Source organism: Ekhidna sp. (assembly GCF_039960695.1).
Taxonomy (GTDB): Bacteria; Bacteroidota; Bacteroidia; order Cytophagales; family Cyclobacteriaceae; genus Ekhidna.
The window spans coordinates 461,706-482,330 of the sequence record NZ_JBDVKP010000004.1; the positions used below are offsets into that span (position 1 = coordinate 461,706).

Annotated in this window: 18 protein-coding genes; 11 read left to right on the plus strand and 7 right to left on the minus strand. The window is 40.0% G+C overall.

The window, feature by feature from the left end:
* The first annotated feature begins 73 nt into the window (after nt 1-73).
* The 10 genes from ABJG98_RS02795 (at nt 74) to ABJG98_RS02840 (ending at nt 11,591) form a co-directional block, all read left to right on the plus strand.
* The gene (locus ABJG98_RS02795; protein WP_348277941.1) at nt 74-685 is read left to right on the plus strand and encodes a hypothetical protein; all 612 of its coding nucleotides are present in this window, start codon (nt 74-76) and stop codon (nt 683-685) included.
* A 34-nt stretch (nt 686-719) separates the two neighbouring features.
* Nucleotides 720-1,670, plus strand: a complete 951-nt coding sequence (locus ABJG98_RS02800) for an FKBP-type peptidyl-prolyl cis-trans isomerase (RefSeq protein ID WP_348277942.1) — start codon at nt 720-722, stop codon at nt 1,668-1,670.
* A gap of 20 nt (nt 1,671-1,690) precedes the next feature.
* The gene (locus ABJG98_RS02805) at nt 1,691-2,782 is read left to right on the plus strand and encodes a hypothetical protein (protein WP_348277943.1); all 1,092 of its coding nucleotides are present in this window, start codon (nt 1,691-1,693) and stop codon (nt 2,780-2,782) included.
* A gap of 109 nt (nt 2,783-2,891) precedes the next feature.
* Entirely contained in the window at nt 2,892-5,429 is a 2,538-nt protein-coding gene (gyrA, locus tag ABJG98_RS02810) for a DNA gyrase subunit A (protein WP_348277944.1), read from the plus strand.
* A gap of 12 nt (nt 5,430-5,441) precedes the next feature.
* Nucleotides 5,442-6,626: a tetratricopeptide repeat protein gene (locus ABJG98_RS02815; RefSeq protein WP_348277945.1), complete on the plus strand. Its 1,185-nt coding sequence runs from the start codon at nt 5,442-5,444 to the stop codon at nt 6,624-6,626.
* A gap of 69 nt (nt 6,627-6,695) precedes the next feature.
* On the plus strand, nt 6,696-7,316 hold the full coding sequence (locus tag ABJG98_RS02820; RefSeq protein WP_348277946.1) for a Crp/Fnr family transcriptional regulator: 621 nt from the start codon (nt 6,696-6,698) through the stop codon (nt 7,314-7,316).
* 58 nt (nt 7,317-7,374) lie between these two features.
* Nucleotides 7,375-9,099 (plus strand): sulfate permease, encoded by a 1,725-nt coding sequence (sulP, locus tag ABJG98_RS02825; RefSeq protein ID WP_348277947.1) that lies wholly within the window; start codon nt 7,375-7,377, stop codon nt 9,097-9,099.
* 61 nt (nt 9,100-9,160) lie between these two features.
* The gene (locus ABJG98_RS02830; RefSeq protein ID WP_348277948.1) at nt 9,161-10,570 is read left to right on the plus strand and encodes an MBL fold metallo-hydrolase; all 1,410 of its coding nucleotides are present in this window, start codon (nt 9,161-9,163) and stop codon (nt 10,568-10,570) included.
* A 34-nt stretch (nt 10,571-10,604) separates the two neighbouring features.
* A complete protein-coding gene (locus ABJG98_RS02835; protein ID WP_348277949.1) occupies nt 10,605-11,165 on the plus strand; it encodes a YeeE/YedE thiosulfate transporter family protein in 561 nt (186 codons plus the stop codon).
* A gap of 12 nt (nt 11,166-11,177) precedes the next feature.
* Entirely contained in the window at nt 11,178-11,591 is a 414-nt protein-coding gene (locus tag ABJG98_RS02840; RefSeq protein WP_348277950.1) for a DUF6691 family protein, read from the plus strand.
* Between the two features lie 6 nt (nt 11,592-11,597).
* Here ABJG98_RS02840 and ABJG98_RS02845 read toward each other — a convergent pair whose 3' ends face one another.
* On the minus strand, nt 11,598-13,604 hold the full coding sequence (locus ABJG98_RS02845) for a tetratricopeptide repeat-containing sensor histidine kinase (RefSeq protein WP_348277951.1): 2,007 nt from the start codon (nt 13,602-13,604) through the stop codon (nt 11,598-11,600).
* Nucleotides 13,605-13,903: 299 nt separating this feature from the next.
* Here ABJG98_RS02845 and ABJG98_RS02850 point away from each other — a divergent pair, with 299 nt between their 5' ends.
* Nucleotides 13,904-15,004: a serine hydrolase domain-containing protein gene (locus tag ABJG98_RS02850; RefSeq protein WP_348277952.1), complete on the plus strand. Its 1,101-nt coding sequence runs from the start codon at nt 13,904-13,906 to the stop codon at nt 15,002-15,004.
* 78 nt (nt 15,005-15,082) lie between these two features.
* On the opposite strand, the gene ABJG98_RS02855 is transcribed toward ABJG98_RS02850, so the two are convergent.
* The 6 genes from ABJG98_RS02855 to ABJG98_RS02880 all read right to left on the minus strand — a co-directional run bounded on the left by ABJG98_RS02855 (nt 15,083) and on the right by ABJG98_RS02880 (nt 20,623).
* Nucleotides 15,083-16,105 (minus strand): fatty acid desaturase, encoded by a 1,023-nt coding sequence (locus ABJG98_RS02855; RefSeq protein ID WP_348277953.1) that lies wholly within the window; start codon nt 16,103-16,105, stop codon nt 15,083-15,085.
* Nucleotides 16,106-17,039: 934 nt separating this feature from the next.
* Nucleotides 17,040-17,345, minus strand: a complete 306-nt coding sequence (locus ABJG98_RS02860) for a hypothetical protein (protein ID WP_348277954.1) — start codon at nt 17,343-17,345, stop codon at nt 17,040-17,042.
* Nucleotides 17,346-17,541: 196 nt separating this feature from the next.
* Nucleotides 17,542-18,237 (minus strand): hypothetical protein, encoded by a 696-nt coding sequence (locus ABJG98_RS02865; protein ID WP_348277955.1) that lies wholly within the window; start codon nt 18,235-18,237, stop codon nt 17,542-17,544.
* Nucleotides 18,237-19,025: a tetratricopeptide repeat protein gene (locus tag ABJG98_RS02870; RefSeq protein ID WP_348277956.1), complete on the minus strand. Its 789-nt coding sequence runs from the start codon at nt 19,023-19,025 to the stop codon at nt 18,237-18,239. The genes ABJG98_RS02865 and ABJG98_RS02870 overlap by 1 nt, the downstream gene beginning before the upstream one ends.
* Before the next feature lie 3 nt (nt 19,026-19,028).
* Nucleotides 19,029-19,421: a hypothetical protein gene (locus ABJG98_RS02875; protein ID WP_348277957.1), complete on the minus strand. Its 393-nt coding sequence runs from the start codon at nt 19,419-19,421 to the stop codon at nt 19,029-19,031.
* Nucleotides 19,422-19,507: 86 nt separating this feature from the next.
* Entirely contained in the window at nt 19,508-20,623 is a 1,116-nt protein-coding gene (locus ABJG98_RS02880) for a putative phage abortive infection protein (RefSeq protein WP_348277958.1), read from the minus strand.
* Nucleotides 20,624-20,625: the final 2 nt, after the last annotated feature.

Sequence of the window (20,625 nt, forward strand, 5' to 3'; positions counted from 1 at the left end):
ATTTAGACCCGTACTTTTCCCTATTTAGTTAAAAGGGTTTATTTTGAGGCTGATTAATTAACCGCACCCTAATATGTTCACCGAGTACGAAATAGAGTCCATGATCGAGTATCCCGAAGTTAAAGAGGCTACTATAGCACTGAAAAAGGACTTTTTAAAAACCGAAGCACCATATCTGGAAATCAATGATGAGGATTTTTTCTCATTGATCATCATGGCGCCAACCATTGGTATTGCAATGGCAGATGGAAAGATTACACTATTTGAAGAAATGGCTTTGAATAAGAAAGCCAGGAAACTCTCAAAGGGTGGCTATTTTATGAAGAAAGATCCGGTAGTCTATGCCATGAAGTTTTTGATAAAAAACTACTACAACTGGTCAGACAAATTCATGGGTGTTTTGAAAGAAACAATAAAGATCACTTGCGGGATTAATGAACTAGATCTTGGAAGGCCACCAGGAGATGGAGATATAGATTACAATGAATACAGACAAGCCGTTCTTCATTCACCATACTTGCTGATTCGATTCATTGCGAGTTTTTTCTTGGAAAATGATGAAGACATCATTAATCAGAATCACAAAATAGGGAAGGCAGAATACCAGCGGATGATATTGATTGGAGAAAAACTGGAGCTAGATAAAATTCCTGTTTTCCAAATGTTTTGTAAGACCTTCAAATAATCTATCCAATTCTAACGCGTTGTTGGTGGTAGTGATGAGATACATAGCCATATTAATCTTTGGTATTTTGATTAGCTCTTGTGGCAATGACAATAGTGTCAGGACCACATCAGATGATGAAATACAAGCATGGTTAGATTCCATGAATGTAACAGCCGCTCGCGATGACAATACGGGAATTTACTATTATGCAGACAGCTTAAATCCTTCAGGAAATCAAGCAACTGACGGAAGTGTAGCAGCTATTTATTATACTTTACAAGATCTAAATGGAAACGTAATTGCACAGCATCAAAGGGCAAATGGAGATTCGCTGCTTCACAAAGTAGGAACTTCAGCAATTTATCCCTTAGGCGCTGACTTTGGTGTCAGTTTGATGCGAGTGGGAGAAACCTACAATTTCATCTTACCTCCGAGTCAAGGTTATCAAGATCTAACCTCTGGTGCTATCAATGCAGATCTAATTGCTCACCTTAAGATAACACTTGCAACCGTTCACAATGAAACAGATTTGTTTACTCAAGAGCTGGTAGATATTGATAATTACATTACTTCTAATAACCTCAATGATACCGTTACCAATCCACTTAATACAGTAAAGCAATTTCCAGCCTCGGGTATTTCATTCAAGCGCTTACGTGCTGGTGCTGGCCCAGTGCCTTTAAATGGAGATACTATGATTGTAGATTATACCGGCCGATTCATAGATGATTCTTCATTTGGAAGCGACAATGGATTTCAATGGGTGTATGGATCCGGAAGTCCAAGAGAGCTATTAACCGGTTTTGAGTTTGCCGTTTCCATGATGCAAACAGGCGAACAGTCACTGGTCATGATCCCATCGTCTCAAGCCTATAGAGAGAGTGCTTTAGTAATTCCCAGTTTCATAGTTGATGACCTGATAGCCGATGGAATCATACCTGATTATGTCACTAGAATCCCACCATACCGAACATTATTATTTGAAATCACTCGTGTTGATTAATGGTTTAATTTTGGGATAATTTGCTCGCTGCTGCCAAACGATATAGCCTTTTTATTTTACTAGCACTTCTCGCTGCTGAGGTGGCGGGGCAGGATATCTATGAACGCTACAATATCTATCGAAATCCAGTTAAGGTAATTTTAAATAAATTTAGCATTACCGCAACAACAGGTGTTGGGATTACCAGCTACTCGCACCAGCTTCGAGGCGTTTACTTTTATCAGGATGCTGAAAGCCAATTCATATTTTCAAATGATATTGAAAATCTTGGGAGTAGCTTTTCTGGATATACCGATTGGCTCAACGATCCACAATTGGGGTTTGAAACATCACTGGAAAACCCGTTTGATCTCCCTTTCGAATACCTGCCAAATCCTGTGTATAACCCAAACCTGGGTGACCAAACATTTTTAGTTGATACCGATACAACAGACTTTGGATTTAAAGGTGGGTCTCGTGGAATTCCAATTTCATTAGCTATTCATTACAACTATGATAAGTTCAGATTTGGTCTTGGTTATTCTTATGAAATTCATTTTTTAAGACCCTTGAAGCCTACAGCCTATGGTGATCAGGTTAGAAACTATCAACCCAATGTTGTACGCAGTAGGTACTCCAGATTGTTCGCGACAGCAGGCTATAAATTTTATTCGTTTTGGAGCTATGATTTTGTTGCAGAGCTCCAGGTCGGGAGAATTACTGCTGGTAAGCAGTTTAATAGTGGGGCCATATCAAGAGGTATCTACACCAATATCGGTGTAAGTATCGAAAATAACTGGTCGGAGTACTTCCGTGTAATAATCAAGCCCAGTCTGGAATTTAAATCCTACACAATTAATATCCCGGATGGTTCATCAGTTCAGCATAAATACCCCACATTTTTCATTCAAGCTGGTATAAGTATCAATATTCCGGATATTCGTCGTTCACCAATGAAAAGTGATCACGTACAGTTGAAACATGTTTATACCGACCCCAGAACCGGTCGCAGAGAAGAGGTGAGAGGACAGCCAATATGGAAGAGGCAAAACCCAAAAGTTGGTGAAAATCATCGTAATATTTGGCGCACAAAGAGAAAGAATAGACGCAAGCTAAATCCCACCAAGAATTAAGTTTTTCGAACCTATTTTTAATCCAAATTCTGTTCACCTAAAACCAGTGTTTTCAGCTAGAATTTTGCTAAATTGCGGGTTGATTTTTGGCTAACCCTAATAAGCATAAATGGCAGACGGAGATAACGACAACTTACCCCCACAAGGGAATATCATTCCGATAAATATAGAAGAAGAGATGAGAGGAGCTTACATCGATTATTCGATGAGCGTAATCATTTCACGGGCATTACCGGACGTAAGAGATGGCCTTAAACCTGTTCACAGACGTATTCTTTACGGAATGGACGAATTGGGTGTCAATTACAATAAGTCGTATAAAAAATGTGCGAGAATCGTCGGGGACGTTCTGGGTAAGTATCACCCGCACGGTGATACTGCGGTTTATGACACGATGGTTCGTATGGCTCAAAGTTGGTCTATGCGATATCCGTTAGTGGATGGCCAAGGAAACTTTGGCTCTGTCGATGGTGATTCACCGGCAGCTATGAGGTATACCGAAGCGCGACTGAGACGGATTTCCGAAGAACTACTCTCTGATATTCGAAAGAACACAGTAGACTACGTCCCTAACTATGACGATAGTACCGAGGAGCCAAGCGTATTGCCTTCGAAAATCCCAAACCTATTGGTGAACGGAGCCAGTGGAATCGCCGTAGGTATGGCTACGAATATGGCACCACACAACTTATCAGAAGCTGTGGATGGAGTCATAGCTTATATTGATGATCGTGAGATTACTATAGAAGGTTTGATGCAGCACATCACTGCTCCAGATTTCCCTACAGGAGCGACCATTTATGGATATCAAGGTGTCAGAGCCGCATTTGAAACAGGAAGAGGAAGGGTTGTATTACGAGCCAAAGCCGAATTTGACACTACCAGTAGCGGACGTGAGCAGATCATTGTAACTGAGATTCCATACCAGGTAAACAAAGCAAGCATGATCGAGAAGACGGCTGCTTTGATCAATGACAAAAAAATTGATGGAATTGCAGACATCAGAGATGAATCTGATAAGCAAGGAATGCGCGTAGTATATGACCTGAAGAGAGACGCTATTCCGAACATTGTACTTAACAACCTGTACAAGCAGACTGCACTGCAATCTTCATTTAGTGTTAACAATGTAGCACTTGTAAAAGGACGACCTAAGACATTAAATCTCAGAGACTTAATCGTTCACTTTGTCGACCATAGACACGAAGTTGTGGTTCGAAGAACAGAGTATGAACTAGAAGAGGCAGAGCGTAGAGCGCACATCCTCGAAGGATACCTGATAGCGCTGGACAACTTAGATGAGGTAATCAATTTGATTCGATCTTCAAAAGATCCGGATGAGGCACGCATTGGATTGATAAAGAAATTTAGTTTGTCTGAAATTCAAGCCAAAGCAATTCTGGATATGAGGCTGCAACGTCTTACCGGACTTGAAAGAGATAAAATTCAGAAAGAATACGAAGAAATTCAACAGTTGATCAAAGAGCTTAAGGACATCCTAGGTAATGAAGCTCGGAGAATGCAAATCATTAAGGACGAGCTTCTTGAAATCAAAGAACGCTACGGTGACGAGAGAAGGTCTGTGATTGAGCACAGTGCCGATGAGTTTACAGCAGAAGATATGATTCCGGATGAAGACATGGTTATCACCATTTCACATCAAGGATACATAAAACGTACACCTTTGGTTGAATATAGGACACAAGGTAGAGGTGGAGTTGGTAGTCGTGCGGCCAAATCAAAAGACGATGACTTCACAGAACATCTATTCATTGCATCTGCACATAATTACCTACTGATCTTCACTGAGTTTGGTAAGGTATTTTGGATAAAAGTTTGGGAGCTGCCTGAGGGAAGCAAAACATCTAAAGGACGCCCAATTCAGAATGTAATCAATATAGAGTCTGATGATAAGGTGCGATCTGTGATCAACGTAAAAACACTGGATGATCCAGATTACATCAACAACAACTTCTTAGTAATGTGTACGAAGCGAGGAGTGATCAAGAAAACATCCCTAGAAGCTTACAGTAGACCAAGAAGAAATGGAATCAATGCCATTACAATCCGCGAAGACGACAAATTGCTCAATGTACGACTGACTGATGGCGACAATCATATCGTGATAGCATGTAATTCTGGACGCGCAATTAACTTCCATGAGTCTGATGTAAGATCTATGGGCAGAATGGCCTCTGGTGTGCGTGGAATGAAGATTACAGACAAAGAATTTGTAGTTGGTATGGTTTGTGTAGACAACAAAAACCCTCCAAACCTATTAGTTGTATCTGAAAAAGGATACGGTAAACGATCTAACCTAGAAGATTACAGAATCACCAAAAGAGGTGGTAAAGGTGTTAAGACACTCAATGTAACTGAGAAAACAGGAGAACTTGTTGGAATAAAGGATGTCGTAGATGGTGATGAGTTGATGATTATCAATAAATCAGGTATTGCCATTCGAATGTCTGTTGACAATCTCAGAGTAATGGGGAGAGCAACACAAGGTGTTCGACTTATTAAGCTAAATGAAGATGATGAGATCTCTGCGGTAGAAAAGATTTCCAACATTGGAAATGATGAGGATGAGAACCCGGAAGGAACTGAATCTTCAGAACAAAATGAAAACCAAAAGGATAACGAATAAAAACTAAGAACGATGAGAACATTTTTAACCCTAATGTTAGCGGCTATTTGTGTGGTTGGATACGCGCAGAAAAAGCCGAAAATCAATCAGGCACTTTCTGCTTTGGAAAGCGGAGAATTAGCTGAAGCAAAGTCTATCATTGACGCTGCTATCGAGCACGAAAAGACCAAAGATGATCCAAAAACATGGTATTACAGAGGTCAAATTTATGCGGCACTTGATACGGCAAATAATGAACCTGGCGCACTTGATACATCACTAAAAGCTTTCGATAAAGCGCTGGAGCTTGATCCCGAGCAAAAATCATTTCAGTCTGTTGATTTTAGTACAGGTCAAATAGCTAATGTAGAATCAAAAAGACAGGGTTACTACGCGTTTTATTACAATGGTGCAATCGAAGCCTACAATGAGGATGATTTTAATGGTGCTGCAGATAATTTTGAAACGGCCTATTACATCATGCCTAGTGATACCAATGCGATATTAAATGCAGCGTATGCGGCATCCGCAGCAGGCGATGCTAAAAGAGCTGAAGCTAACTTCAAGAAAACGTATGAGGCTGGAATGAAGGACAAAACCGTGTTCTTACAACTGTATAATTATGCTGTGAAGGATGAGCGACTGGAAGACGGACTGAGTTACATCAAAGAAGCTAGAAACGCTTTTCCTGACGATTTAGAATTCTCTAAGTATGAAATCAATCTATTGATCCGTTTGGAACGCATTGATGAGGCAATGACAGAAATTCAAAACTCGATTGAAAATGATCCTAATAATGCCGATCTATTATTTAGCCTTGGCGTACTGAAAGATGAGACGGGAGAAAAAGAAGCAGCCATGGAAACATACAAGAAGGCTATAGCTGCAGATCCTAATCACTTCAATTCTTACTTCAACATTGGTGCAATGCTTTTCAATGAAACAAACGCACTAGTAAAAGAGCAGGGAAGTCTTAACTACTATCCTGGTAAGTCTTCTGGCTACAAGGCTGATGAGAAGAAAAGATATCAAACGCTTGAAACACAAATTGAAACCAAGCTTAAAGAGTCATTACCTATTTGGGAAAAGCTACATTCACTCAAAAGTGAAGATCCTGACGTTATGAATAGCCTTATCTATGTATACAAAGGATTAGATATGACTGACAAAGAAAAAGAATTAAAAGCGAAATTGGCTGCTGTGTCAGGCGATGAATAACCTTTTAGTTTAGAAAAATATTAAGGCCGATCTTTTTGATCGGCTTTTTTGTTGTACTTCCCATTAGAAATGATACAGGATATACTTAGCATTCATGGCTTTGAGCCAGGCTTGATTCAGGAGATTGAGGAAATCGGATACCTTAAAAAGGTTCAATCCGGTGATCACATCATTGACTCTAATAATCATGAAAAAGTGATCCCATTTGTTTTAGACGGATTATTGAAGGTCTATAGATACAGATCTGATGGAAGTAAGATTCTCTTATATTACTTGGAACCGGCTGAGACATGTTCCATGTCTATCACGTGCTGTTTAGAGAAAAAGAAAGCCAATATACAAGTGGTCGCCGAAGAGGATTCTAAGATTTGGATGATTCCAAATAGCAACTTAGATCGTTGGTTGGTAAAGTATCCTGCCTTTAGGCGATTCATTTTCAGCTCTTACCAGCTCAGGTATGACGAACTCATAGAAACAATTGACAGCCTGGTGTTTACAAATATGGAAGAACGTCTCTTCAAGTATTTATTAGATACGAAGCAAGCAACAGAGTCATTTGAAATTCATAAGACCCATCAACAAATTGCCGATGAACTCAATACCTCACGAGTAGTCATTTCCCGGCTTTTAAAGAAACTTGAATTGGACGATAAAATCTCTCAGCAGAGAAATAGAATTGAAATTCTGTAGTTTTCCGTGTAACAAATGTTACGAATCGCTAGATTGACTTCTGCTACTTTTGCTGCACATGAATCGTCTTGAAAATTCACTTCCTATTTTGCAATGGCTTAAAGGCTACAAACGTGAAAACCTTAACGGTGATTTGTTTGCTGGTATAACTGTCGGGGTAATGTTAATCCCACAAGGTATGGCCTATGCACTTATTGCCGGCTTGCCGCCTGTTTACGGTTTATATGCTTCTATTGTACCACAAGTGATATATGCCATTCTAGGCACTTCCAGGCAGCTCTCTGTCGCACCAGTTGCTATGGATTCTCTGTTGGTAGCTACAGGCGTTTCTGTTCTGGCTACTGAAGGTTCAGATGCATACATCTCATTTGCGATACTGTTGGCATTTTTTATGGGAGCCTTTCAATTGCTGCTAGGTACATTCCGACTTGGATTTATCACCAACTTATTGTCAAAGCCTGTAATCAGCGGGTTTACCTCAGCAGCTGCATTAATCATTGGATTTAACCAACTCAAGTACCTGTTAGGAACTGATATTGAGAAAAGTAATCGTTTTTACGAGGTGGTGATCAATGCATTCAATCACATGGATCAAACGCACCTCATTACCCTGATCATTGGTATTGCAGGCATTGTGATTCTAAAGCTCATTAAAAAGATAAACAAGAAGATTCCAGCTGCACTAATAGCTGTGATAGTAGGTATTGTGGTTGTCTATTTACTGAAACTCGATCAGCAAGGGGTAAGCATCGTACAAAGTATCCCCAAAGGATTGCCAGCTTTTCAAGTACCTGACTTTTCTCTAGGCAGATTTGGAGAGGTGCTTCCGTTAGCATTTACAATATCTGTAATAGCCTTCATGGAGGCATATTCAGTAGCCAAAGCCATCGAGGCAAAAAAGAAAGATCACAAAGTCATTTCCAATCAAGAGCTTATTGGTTTGGGTGCTGCAAATGTGATTGGATCCTTTTTCCAGGCGTATCCCGTTACTGGTGGATTTTCACGCTCTGCCGTCAACTATGAAGCCGGCGCGAACACACCATTATCATCGATTATAAGTGCCATATTGGTCGGATTGACGCTGCTCTTTCTTACACCACTCTTTTATTACCTGCCACATGCTATTTTAGCTGCTATCATCATGGTAGCTGTAAGCGGATTATTTGATTTCTCTTACATGAAGGAGCTATGGCGGAAAAACAGAAAAGAATTTACTGTATTGCTTTTTACCCTCCTTGTTACACTCAATATTGGAATGGTCAACGGTATTGTCACAGGGATTGCCTTGTCTATTCTCTTGTTTCTTTATCGAGCCGCATATCCTCATATTGCACAGTTGGGACGTATCAAAGGGCATCATGAATTTAGAAATATCACCCGCTTCGATGACCTGGAAACCTGGCCTGAGCTTGCCATTTTACGAATTGATGCTCCATTGAGCTTCATAAACATTCAGGGAATCCGAGAGTATATCCAACAAATGAGCGATACCGATCAATCGATTAAAGAAATCATCATTGACTGTGGTCCCGTCAGCCACCTGGACGCTACAGCTTCCGAAGGATTGCATGACCTGCTCAATGAATTGAACCGGAAAGGAGTGAGGCTGGTTTTATGTGACATCATCGGACCCGTAAGAGATACCATGAAGCAGACGGGGTTAACAAAGATTATAGGAAAGAAAAACCTATTTTCAAGTTTAACCGACGCGGTGGAAAATGCTTTAACCGACGCAAAAGACCCACATAAGAAGGTGACACTTCAAACAAATGTGAGAACGTAACAAATGTTACAAACTTGAAAAGCAAAGCACACTACTTTTGTACTGAATTGAATTTAGAGATATGAAAATTGAACAGATATATACAGGATGCCTCGCACAGGGCGCTTATTTTATAGAAAGTGAAGGAGAAGCTGCGATCATAGATCCGCTGAGAGAATCAGCGCCGTATCTGAAAAAAGCGGAAAAAGAAGGAGCAACAATCAAATACATTTTTGAAACTCACTTCCATGCGGATTTCGTATCCGGGCATGTCGATTTGGCTCATAAGACAGGAGGGAAGGTTGTGTATGGTCCCGGAGCTAAGGCTGCATATGATTTTCATGAAGCTACAGATGGAGAAATATTTGAGTTGGGGAATGTGAAAATTAAGACGCTACACACGCCCGGACACACACTTGAAAGCACCACATATCTGTTAATCGATGAGGAAGGTAAAGAACATGCCATTTTCAGTGGCGATACGCTCTTTATCGGTGATGTTGGTCGTCCGGATTTAGCGCAGAAAGGGGCATTAACGCAAGAAGACCTGGCTGGAATGCTCTATGAAAGCCTGAGAAATAAAATCATGACACTTCCGGATAACGTGATCGTATATCCAGCACATGGAGCAGGTTCAGCGTGTGGCAAGAACATGAGCAAGGAGACGTTCGATCTGCTGGGAAATCAGAAGCAAAACAACTATGCGCTGAGAGCTGATATGTCGAAAGAAGAATTCATCAAAGAAGTAACAGATGGGTTACTACCACCGCCTCAATATTTCGCACAAAATGTGGCGATGAATAAGTCCGCTGCAGTAGGGATTGATGCTGTTTTGGAAAAGGGCAATGTGGCACTTGATGTAGACACTTTTGAAGCGATGGCTAATCACGAGGGAGCCCTTGTTTTAGATACACGCCACCAGCGTGAGTTTATCAAAGCACATATCCCTAATTCGATTTTCATTGGCATTGATGGAAGTTTCGCTCCATGGGTGGGCGCGCTGATTCCAGACTTACAGCAGCCTATCGTATTTCTAGCGGATGAAGGTCGGGAAGAAGAAGTTGTGACTCGTCTTTCACGTGTAGGCTATGACAACACCCTGGGGTATCTGAAAGGCGGCATTGAGGCATGGAAAGCAGCAGAGAAGGAAGTTCAGGATATGGAGTCTATACCAGCAGCAGAGTTTGCAAGCCGATATAGCAATGGAAACATACACGTGATGGATGTACGTAAGCCTGGCGAATTTGAAGCAGAACACGTAGAAGATGCTGAAAATATTCCATTGGACTACATCAATGAGCAGATGGATAAAATAGACGCTGACAAGACTTACCACATTCACTGTGCAGGTGGATATCGATCCGTCATTGCTTCTTCCATCCTTAAATCTCGTGGCTTTCATAAGCTCGTGGACGTGGCAGGAGGATACAAGGACATTAAGACCACAAACATTCCAGTTACCAATTTTGTGTGCCCAACCACACAGAAATAAGAATCAAATAGGGAAAATTTAGCAAAATCATTGAATGGAATTTTTAAGCCAACCATGGCCGTGGTACGTGGCAGGACCACTTATTGCCTTTATTATGTTTAGTCTGCTGCTCAGCGGCAAGCGATTTGGGTTGAGTAGCAACCTGCGTAGCATGTGTGCCATCATGGGTGCAGGTAAGCATTGTGAGTTTTTTGATTTCAACTGGAAAGCCCAGAATTGGAACCTTGTTTTTGCATTGGGACTGATCATTGGCGGAGCAATTGCCAGCCAATGGATGTCCGCAGGGAGTGTCAATTTAAGTAAAGAGACAGTGGAAGAGCTCACCGGAATGGGAATTACCAATCCAGGAAAACAACTTATACCAGAAGAGTTATTCAGTTGGAATAACCTGCTGACTATCAAAGGGTTAATATTTGTTGTTTTAGGTGGGTTTTTAGTAGGATTTGGCGCTAGATATGCGGGTGGATGTACTTCCGGTCATGGAATCAGCGGGCTCAGTGATTTACAAATTCCTTCACTCATCGCAGTGATTGGCTTCTTTCTCGGTGGACTGACCATCACCTATCTGTTGCTGCCATACATCCTCAATATTTAAAGCCATATCCTTATGAAGTTTATAAAATTTTTGATTTTTGGAATACTGTTTGGCATAACGCTGACCAAAGCAGAGGTAATCTCCTGGTATAGAATCTATGAGATGTTTCGATTCCAATCTTTCCACATGTATGGCATTCTAGGATCTGCAGTGGTATTGGGAATGATCATCATTCAAATAATTAAGCGTAGGAAGCTTCGATCTGTCGACGGAACACCCATAACGATAGCACCCAAGGAACGCGGCATCTCCCGATACATTCTGGGAGGTTTCATCTTTGGATTGGGCTGGGCACTTACGGGAGCATGTCCGGGACCTTTATTTATACTGGTGGGGAATGGTGTTTCTGTTTTCATTGTCACCATTGCGGCAGCTACTTTGGGCACCTATACCTATGGACGAATCAAGCATAAGCTGCCACATTAGTGGATATTAGGCGAGTTTGAGCTGAACGTAAAAGCTGGTGCCTTGCTCAAGCTTGCTCTTGCACCAGATTTTTCCGTACATGGCATCCACATATTTCTTTGCAATGGAGAGGCCAAGTCCGCTTGAATGTTCATCTGCAGTAGGAGTGGCGCTCAACTTTTGATACATCTGAAACAACTGCGTTTGCTCCTTATCTGAGATGCCGGGACCTTCATCTTTTACTTCCACTTTTGCGAGCCTGTTGTATGATTTTAGTACAACATGAATGTTCTTTTCAAAGGGAGAATACTTGATGGCATTGGAAACAATGTTTTCAAGTACCTGATAGATATAGGTTTTGTCTCCTAAGACAATAATACCGCTTGATAGGTCTCGATGTAACTTAATGTTCTTAGCAAACGCCTGATTATCAAGGTCATCACAGATGTCAGATAAAATATCTGAAAGATTGACTGGCACTAACTTTAAGTTGGTCAATCCTTTTTCAATAGCCTCAACGTCAAGTATTTTGGTGATCATATTAGAAAGACGAATCGCACTTCCCTCGATGATCTCCAATGGAACATCGCTTTTTTTCCGATCGGAATCTTTGATAAGCTGGACAGAACTGATGATGTTAGATAGGGGGTTTTTCAGGTCATGCGCCACAATGTTGATTAGGTCATTTTTCTCGCTGTTTAGGGCTCTTAGCTTTTTATTCTTATTGTCGATCAGTTCATTTTGATTGGTGATCTGTTCATTCACCTCGGTGAGGTAGATACCAAGCATTTTTTGCTTTCTATAGTACCGATAGATAAGTCCGGCAAAAAGTATGGTGAGCACCGTAAATGCTACAAAAAAGTTGGTTTCAAAAGTCTTTTGTTCCAGCTCGATAGATTGGCTATTCAATTGCTCCCGTATGTGCTCATCTTTCATCTTAGCAAACATCCCCTGGATGCTGAGCAGGTTGTTTTCTTTTCTTTTAATGCTTTGAAGTTCCTGATAAACAGCCAGATAGTATTGGAGACTGTCAAAGTTTCTTTGCGTCCCAAAATGAGTAATCAGCAACTTATAGTTGTCAATCAGTAGATCTTTTAAGCCCAGTTCATTAGAAATGGATAGGCTTTTTCGAATGAAATAATAGGCAGAATCAGGTTCTTCATACATTTTCAGATTACCTAAATCCATGTTGATTTCCGCCAGATATGCTTTATCGTCCAGCTCACTAAATAATGCGTGCGCACGCGCCAGATGCAATCGGGCATACCCGGAGGCTTCCAGGGTGGTATACAGCTTGCCCAAACCCTGGTTGGCATACGCTGCATATCTTTTGTCTCCAATTTTTCTGCTGATGTTTATAATGGTTGTGTAATGTTTTTGAGCGAAATCCAATTCATTTTGAGCAAGTTTGGAGCGAGCCAGCGCATTTAATGTCAGCAGGTGACGAGAAGTGTTTGGCTGCAAGCTTGTGATATCCACGGCCATGTTCGCGTAAAAAACTGCACTGTCATACTCAGCTAAATCGTAATAAATTTCTGATAGGTTAGCCAGAATAACGGGGTAGCTCGGATAGTCAAATAGCTGTTTGACGATTAAATAAGCTTGATAATAATAGTTTAACGCTTCGACGTAGTTTCCAACCGTCTGCTCGGTAACACCCAGGTTATTGTAAGAGGAAGCCAGGAGGATTGAATCCTGGAGCTTTTGAGCAATCTGCAAGGCTTTTAGCTTGTAATATTTGCCCGAATCAATCTCGCTCATGTAGTTGTACAGCCCACCGAAAATACGATACGATATGGAGAGAAGTCTCTGATTTTGTTGTTCTTCGGAAAGGCGAATGGCTTCACGGCCAAATGGAATGACAAGCGTGGGATTAGACGTCCAGGCAGATTTGACGATCTCATGGAGTAGGGTGATCCGGTCTTCTTCAGCGGTTTGAGGAAGGAGAATAAGCAAGCTGTCTAGTTTGCTTGACTGAGCAAATGCATTCAATGTAATGAATTGAATGGCGATGATGGTAATCACTTTCTTCATGCAGCACTTACGCGTGACTCAACTAAAGGTAGGTTATTTAACTGGCCGATAGAAATAAGAGCTAACTGTTCATAGACCAAATCATAGGCGTATTTCGACGATTCAAGTGTATTTGATGAGCAATCCAAAATATCGAATTGGTGGTGCATAAAGCTGGCTTGTCGCAGCGAAAGAGTCATTCTTTTTTGTCTTCCAGGGGACGTCAGGGTGGATTGAAAACGGACGTCAGACTTTTGAAGATTTGGATTTACGTATGTCCCAAAGACTGAAATTAAAGAAGAGAATCCAGCAGTTACCAAATGAAAAAAATCAACTACTTATTCGGGCTTTTGATCATCTGTTTTGCAGTGGGCTGCGGTCGTACCGATACAGATCATCCCTCCAAATATGAACAAGCCATTGCGCGAAGCAAGAAGCTTTTAGACTCGATTCAGGTGGAGCGACGAGTGCCCGGACTGGATATCGCTGTTTCCATTGATGGATCGGTGGTTTGGTCTGAGGGTTTTGGTTATGCCGACCTGGAGCACCAGGTACCGGTTATGCCAGGGGTGACCAAATTTAGAATCGGCAGTGTTTCCAAATCGCTGACGGCTACTGCGATAGGCAAGCTTGTTGATGAAGGGAAAATGGATTTGAAGAAAGAAATACAGACCTATGTGCCTTATTTTCCTGAAAAGAAGTACAATCCTACGATAGCGCAGGTTGCAGGGCATCTGGGTGGCATTCGGCACTATCAGCAGTACGAAGAGTACTATCAGATGAATCATTTTAAGAGCTTAGAAGCAAGTCTTTCGATCTTTAGCGAGGATACTTTGCTCTTTGAACCCGGTAGTCGCTATCGATATTCAAGCTTTGGCTATAATCTGCTGGGAGCGGCTATTGAAGGCGCCAGTGGGTTAGATTATCTCACATACATGGAAAAAGAGGTGTTTGCGCCGCTTGAAATGTCCAATACTTGTGCAGACAGAAACAGTGAGGTTATCCTGAATCGTACTTCATTTTATGAGGTAGACACGCTCGGAAAGCTGATAAATGCACCATATGTCAACAACAGCTACAAATGGGCTGGAGGTGGATTTATATCTACGACCACAGATCTGATCAAGTTTGGTCAATCTTATTTAGAGCAACGAATACTTTCAGAAGAAACGATCCGCGAGTTTACAACAGCACAGCAGCTAACCGATGGTACACGAACCAAGTATGGATTGGGGTGGTATGTGGAACCCACAGGCTACAGTCACCCGGGAGGATCCGTTGGGGGAATTGCGGAGTTTAAGATCTATGAAGAAGAGAAGCTCGTGATCGTGTTACTTTCTAATTTGTCCTGGATGAACTATGAAAAGGAGGTGGAGTTAATCGCTGAGGATTTTATTGCAGCGGATATAAAGATGGAATAATAATAAATCCAGAAGTTGGTTGTTTTAGGCAAACTTCAAGACTTATGGCAAAAAAGTGATTTGATATAGAATGGATATTTAGGGCTTTTCTATATGAATGTATTTTTTAAGAAATTCTCTTTGATAGTTCTTAAATGAGGAAATCATTCCTATTTTATTGAGGCAATAAATATAAATCCATGCAAGGTCTAATTGATAAGGAAGAAACCCTGCGCGGGCACTTGTGGGGTAAAGGTGATGATTGTTGTGCCATTCTCCTGAAAACCATCCAGGTCTTGTTTGATTGATGGACAGGTTACTTCTATCAAAATCAATACCATCCTTATGTGCCTCATCACCCTTGCCATGGCCTGTATAATTAAAAGCTCTCACCAACACAAACCAGAACATTGCTGCACTGAATGCAGCTGTAGCGATTGCATGTCCTCCAATAAAATAGAAAATAGCATACCATACTGACCAATTTATAATCCAAAGTAAAATGGTGTATGGGAGTGTGGCAACAGAACCCCATTTCTGATATTGCTCATACGAATTTATTTGGACTCCTGTATGAGTCATGAAATTAGCTGCTCTTTTATAGTCTGATTCAGTCAAATCTTCGGCAATGCTTTGGTGATTTACATCCGACATCATGCAGTACATAAGACCGCCTTTCGGGTTATAAGGATCGCCGGGCTGATCAGACTTTGCATGATGAACATGGTGCGAAATAACGTAAATCTCTTCAGGAAACGTCTTAATGACCAAATTTTGAGTAATAATCCTCCAAATAGGATGTGAGAATGTATATGCTCTATGCGTACAATATCTATGAAACCAAATGGTGCCGTGGGTACTCATTATTATCATCGCATAAAGAACAAAAAAGGTAAGAGTTACAAAACTCAAATGATACACAACAAAAGGAATGAAAAATAGAAATAGACAGAGAACCTTGACCCAACTGATTGCTGAGATCCAGTTTTTCTTATTCTTGAAAAAGTTTAGTCTAAAGAAGAACTCTTTATATAGTTGCTTCTTACTTGGCACTATCAGTTCACCATTTTCGTCTGCCCAACCATAAGTAGGAACTTTGAGTACTTTATCAATAAAGGCCATTTTTTTTGAATTCTTTTTTATGGGCTAGAAGCAATGTAAAGGTAAAGGAATTGGTTGTCTATAAGGTAATAGCCTCAAATAAGACAGAGGATTAAATGGAACGTATAAAGTCTTCTCTATAGATGTTTCTTTGTCAATAAATCATTTCAATGAAGCAGTTAAAAATATTTTCTCAGATCACAAAAAGAACCCCAACACTTGAAAAGTATTTTCAGTAAATTGATAAAGTTCAATTAATAACTGCTGATGAAGAAGTAAAGCTGACTCAGCGGATACGTAACCCAGTCTTATTCGCACAAAGTCCGCTCACAATTGAGGTTATCTCTTAAACGATTTCAAGGGTAAGTAGGGAGAGATTGAAAGCGGCATCTCAAAAAAGTCAACCTTCAAAAATTTATTAATAATGTTGATATACATAATAGGTGTGCTTTGCGCATATTTCTATTTAACATAATATAAATTATATAACAAAGCTGTTATTTATTACTGCTGTGACTTTTGACGATAATCCCGCAGCTTAGATTATATAATGATATTATGTTAACCAGCAAAGCTGGACTGTGACGTGACTACATCTGATTGACATTCTTTTAGATTGTGCTTCTAGCTAAGGTGTTATATAATTTGACGTTAATGTTAAATAGCCGCTCGGCCAGCGCTGCAATCCTTGCGCGCGCCCGTGCCCTGGCCGATCGCCTATTAATAGTTGCCAACGCTCTGTCCCGCTTGTTGCGGGATGTCCACCCAAAGCAAAAGTTTTCCAGCCAACATGCGTCGTTCAAATTTTCAGTATTCGGGTAATTGTTCAGATTTTTTTCATACCCGTCCGAATGGCTTTAGCCGGGCGGATACGCCATTCTCAGCGATTAGTCCCGATAGCTATCGGGATTGGCTGTTCAAACACTTGCAGGCCAGCGCTCTGTTTGGCACGATCCTATTCCATTAAATAGCAATGCTCAAAGTCTTGATCAAATACTCTTTCTAGAGTTTTTATATTAATAACTCGTTTGTTGGATTCTTCAATGATGGGTACTAATCCAAAATAGACAGCTCCAGCTTTGTGACTGTCTTCGGTGATGTTAACCAGAATCATGTGATCTGTATCTCCGGGAAGCTCAGTAAGTTGGTAATCAAAGTATTTATCATCTGGATGCATGTCACCATGATTCATTAATCTTATTCTAGTTCCTCTCCAGAATTCCTTTGACTCATCGATTTCACTTAAGCTGGTAAGTTTCATAATCGCTCACAATTTAATGTCTTTCAGCGGTGTTCGCTATTGCCCTCGTGCCGGGCAGGCAAATACTTTTTTCATTGATAAAAAAGTATTCAAAAAATCTAGCCAAAATAAAACCTCAGCCCACAGCCCAACCCACGCTCGTAATTTTGGCTTTGCCACCGCTCCTAGATGGAGACGGTTCTATTTAACATAATAATTAACTGCCTATAATGGCTGCTTTAAGTTTCAACCTCTTTTGGACAGTAGCCATTTGAATAATTCTTATTCCAAGGATAGCCTCAATAATACTTTTGTTTTTCAGTAGTTCATCAATTATTGATTCTATCTCCTCAGGTTGTCTTGTGCTAGTAATACTCAATACTGGATCTTGTTCAGTGTAATTGTAGAGTACACCTAATGAATCTAAACCCGTATCAAATTCATTAAGAATGTTCTTAAGGACGCTTCTGGTTTGTATTTTAGACCAATATCTTTTTGTATCAACTGTTCGATACGGATAAACTGGTAAAAAAGAGAATTCTCCTGACCTTAATTTCTCAATATCATATGGACAGTATCCGCCAGTAAATGCCATCATATCTTCTTTTAGCATCTCCAACTTTTCTAGTGCTTTCCTGTTAATTTCTTCTAATCTCTTGAGATCATTAAAATATGGTTCAATGGATAATGAGCTATCCACTTTGGAATCTGAATGTAAAGATCTAGTACTATCATCAAGCGATTCGATCAATTGCATTTCTTTACAAATAATTGTAGCCTCTGTGCAATATTGATCATCTACTTTGAAACTGACAGGGGTGCGATTTTGGTTCTCAGGTTTTAACCAGTATTCTGTAGTCTTTTCTGAGCTGCAGGCTATTAAAATCAGACCAATGAAAAGTGCTCTAATCATTACTGCAGTTTTTTGATATTAAAGGTATCTAACTTCGAAAGTGCGTCACGATACTTATCAGTAGTCCAAATTGTGTATCCATTGTTCTGGGAATCAGTACCAAATACCATTATGTTAATTCCCATGTCAGCAAAAGCAATCTGGACTTTATTCATTGAATTGATTTCACCTGAATCGACAAGTTCTTCTGGGATTTGGATATAGAATTCATCTCCTTCCAATTCCTCAAAAAAAGGTGGAAAAAACCCGCTCAAACCATCATCATTATATAGATTAATATCAGGTCGAAGCTGGTGATAGTAAAGAGGATGTAGAGAATCTTTAAGTTCTTCCCTACTCTTAAGACCAGCTTCTTTACCATATACAATTGTTGTTAGTTGCGGAATCATATAACTATATGACCACTCTGATGGGTCTATTTCTAGAGCGGATTTATAGAAGATTATTGATGAATCTATTTTGCCTATTCGTTCATAAGCCCAACCTAGAAAAGCATGATTGTATGGTTCTGACGGATCCATTGCTATAGTTCGGGTAAAGTACTTGATAGCTTCGTCTAGATTCCTCGAGTTAAACGCAGCTAGACCTTTCGTACTTAGAGCTTGATAATTGTCTGCATCCAATGCTTGCAAACTGTCGGCAAGCGGTAGAAGTTCTCTGGCTGATGTGAATTTTCCTAAAGAATCAAGTTGAGCTTCAAGAGAATTAATGATTTCTTCTTCTGTATAAGATTCCGTGGAGCATGATAGAAGTAAGACAGTTAGTAGAACGTAAATGTTCTTTTTCATAGTTTAAAGTGAATTAAGCTGACTCTCAAAACTAAACTCTTGAAGCATTTCAATTGTATTCTTATTGAGATTAATCCCATATTCTGGATTCTTGACTGCTGTGTCTGTAAACAATTGATTTGGTTCGTTCCAGACGGTTGAAGGAAACAGATACTTCGTTGGTTTCTGATTGTCTACAAACAAGACCAACCCAATCCAGAGATCATCTCTCAAACCTCTTTCTAAATCCTTTTTAGAAATGAAGGCATAGTTGGTTTTCTCAATATTGACTTGACGGAATAGAATATCATACTCTTGCTCCCCTACTCTGTTTTGAACTTTGAAATGCGCTCCATAATGATTCAAGTAACTCTGAATAACATGGTGATTTTCAGAAAGCAAGAAAGCTGATTTCATGATGGTCTCTGCTAGTTGATCTAGTTTTGATAGTGGACGAAGTTTAGACCATTGACTATTCAAAATAAAGCGTTATGCGAACTATATCAATCTTCTTCCCATTCAAAAAGCTTTGGTAGCTCTTTCTTAATTCTATCTTCATCATAATTTCTGAATTTCATTTGTTCAATGAATTTCTCCTTTGGAGCAATTCCAAAGCTGGCCAGATTGTAAGGAATGTTTTTAATTATAGCCCAATCCATGAAATAACTAATCAGGGAACCATCAGCATTTCTCTCTTTGATTTTGTTATCTCCCCACCAAATCTTGCCAGGTTCAAAAAAGGAATTGTAATAAATCATGGTTTGCTCATGATTTGATAACTGCGCTCGAATGGTCTTAATATAGGAATATTTTATTTCTCTGTCTTTTTCCTGAACTTCTTCAAATGATGGACTTAGAATTACCATTTTCAACATTTGATAAAGATGTCTAAAATAGTGACCCAATTTCGCGGAGTGTCCATCAAATGGGAAATAATCGATTTGAAAAGAGTACGAATTACTTTTCCCATTAACTCTTAATTTATGATAGTCAGTAGGTCTTCTTTTTTCTTCATTAAAATATGTACTCCTGATGAACCATAACCGACTTTTACATTCCTCCGTGAAGTCATAGTCAGACGGTTTTACATCCTCGTTCTGCTCTCTTGGTATACCAATGAAGAATAAATTGTATGCTACACTAAGTAGATCTTCTCTCTTCAATTCCTCAGACAGAGATTTCTTTTTCAAATTACTACTCTTTGCCAAGTTATTCCATTCGTCTTCAACCACCTTGTAGATGAACTTGAACTCCCCATAAATTCTTATAAGAGCTTTCCTTCCAAAATATCTATTTCCGATTTCAATTTCATTCACATTTTCTTTGTGAAGTTTCAACAACTCATAAAATCGATTTTCGAAGCGATCCAGTCGTATATCTTTTTTAAGTTGCTGATTAGCGTCATATTGAATGTAGAAAGCAAGAAATGTCATTAATACACCAGCGAAACCGATAAATGGAGCCGTAGTTCCTCCAATTGTATCTCCAATTGAACCATCTGATGAACTGAATGTAAGCTCAGGAAACCATGATTGAGTTATCGTTATCGGCATTATTATCAATAACAGTCCGAAAATGAGGAATATCCAATAAAACCAAGGCGGCAATTTTATTTCCATTT

Bases quoted from the DNA above. Each gene is read 5' to 3' on its own strand.
- ABJG98_RS02840 (WP_348277950.1), top strand. From the start codon at position 11,178: ATGAAGTTTATAAAATTTTTGATTTTTGGAATACTGTTTGGCATAACG.
- ABJG98_RS02880 (WP_348277958.1), bottom strand. From the start codon at position 20,623: ATGGAAATAAAATTGCCGCCTTGGTTTTATTGGATATTCCTCATTTTC.
- gyrA (WP_348277944.1), top strand. From the start codon at position 2,892: ATGGCAGACGGAGATAACGACAACTTACCCCCACAAGGGAATATCATT.
- ABJG98_RS02870 (WP_348277956.1), bottom strand. From the start codon at position 19,025: ATGAAAAAGAACATTTACGTTCTACTAACTGTCTTACTTCTATCATGC.
- ABJG98_RS02875 (WP_348277957.1), bottom strand. From the start codon at position 19,421: ATGAAATCAGCTTTCTTGCTTTCTGAAAATCACCATGTTATTCAGAGT.
- ABJG98_RS02865 (WP_348277955.1), bottom strand. From the start codon at position 18,237: ATGATTAGAGCACTTTTCATTGGTCTGATTTTAATAGCCTGCAGCTCA.
- ABJG98_RS02850 (WP_348277952.1), top strand. From the start codon at position 13,904: ATGAAAAAAATCAACTACTTATTCGGGCTTTTGATCATCTGTTTTGCA.
- ABJG98_RS02855 (WP_348277953.1), bottom strand. From the start codon at position 16,105: ATGGCCTTTATTGATAAAGTACTCAAAGTTCCTACTTATGGTTGGGCA.
- ABJG98_RS02795 (WP_348277941.1), top strand. From the start codon at position 74: ATGTTCACCGAGTACGAAATAGAGTCCATGATCGAGTATCCCGAAGTT.
- ABJG98_RS02860 (WP_348277954.1), bottom strand. From the start codon at position 17,345: ATGAAACTTACCAGCTTAAGTGAAATCGATGAGTCAAAGGAATTCTGG.
- ABJG98_RS02800 (WP_348277942.1), top strand. From the start codon at position 720: ATGAGATACATAGCCATATTAATCTTTGGTATTTTGATTAGCTCTTGT.
- ABJG98_RS02830 (WP_348277948.1), top strand. From the start codon at position 9,161: ATGAAAATTGAACAGATATATACAGGATGCCTCGCACAGGGCGCTTAT.
- ABJG98_RS02820 (WP_348277946.1), top strand. From the start codon at position 6,696: ATGATACAGGATATACTTAGCATTCATGGCTTTGAGCCAGGCTTGATT.
- ABJG98_RS02815 (WP_348277945.1), top strand. From the start codon at position 5,442: ATGAGAACATTTTTAACCCTAATGTTAGCGGCTATTTGTGTGGTTGGA.
- ABJG98_RS02845 (WP_348277951.1), bottom strand. From the start codon at position 13,604: ATGAAGAAAGTGATTACCATCATCGCCATTCAATTCATTACATTGAAT.
- sulP (WP_348277947.1), top strand. From the start codon at position 7,375: ATGAATCGTCTTGAAAATTCACTTCCTATTTTGCAATGGCTTAAAGGC.
- ABJG98_RS02835 (WP_348277949.1), top strand. From the start codon at position 10,605: ATGGAATTTTTAAGCCAACCATGGCCGTGGTACGTGGCAGGACCACTT.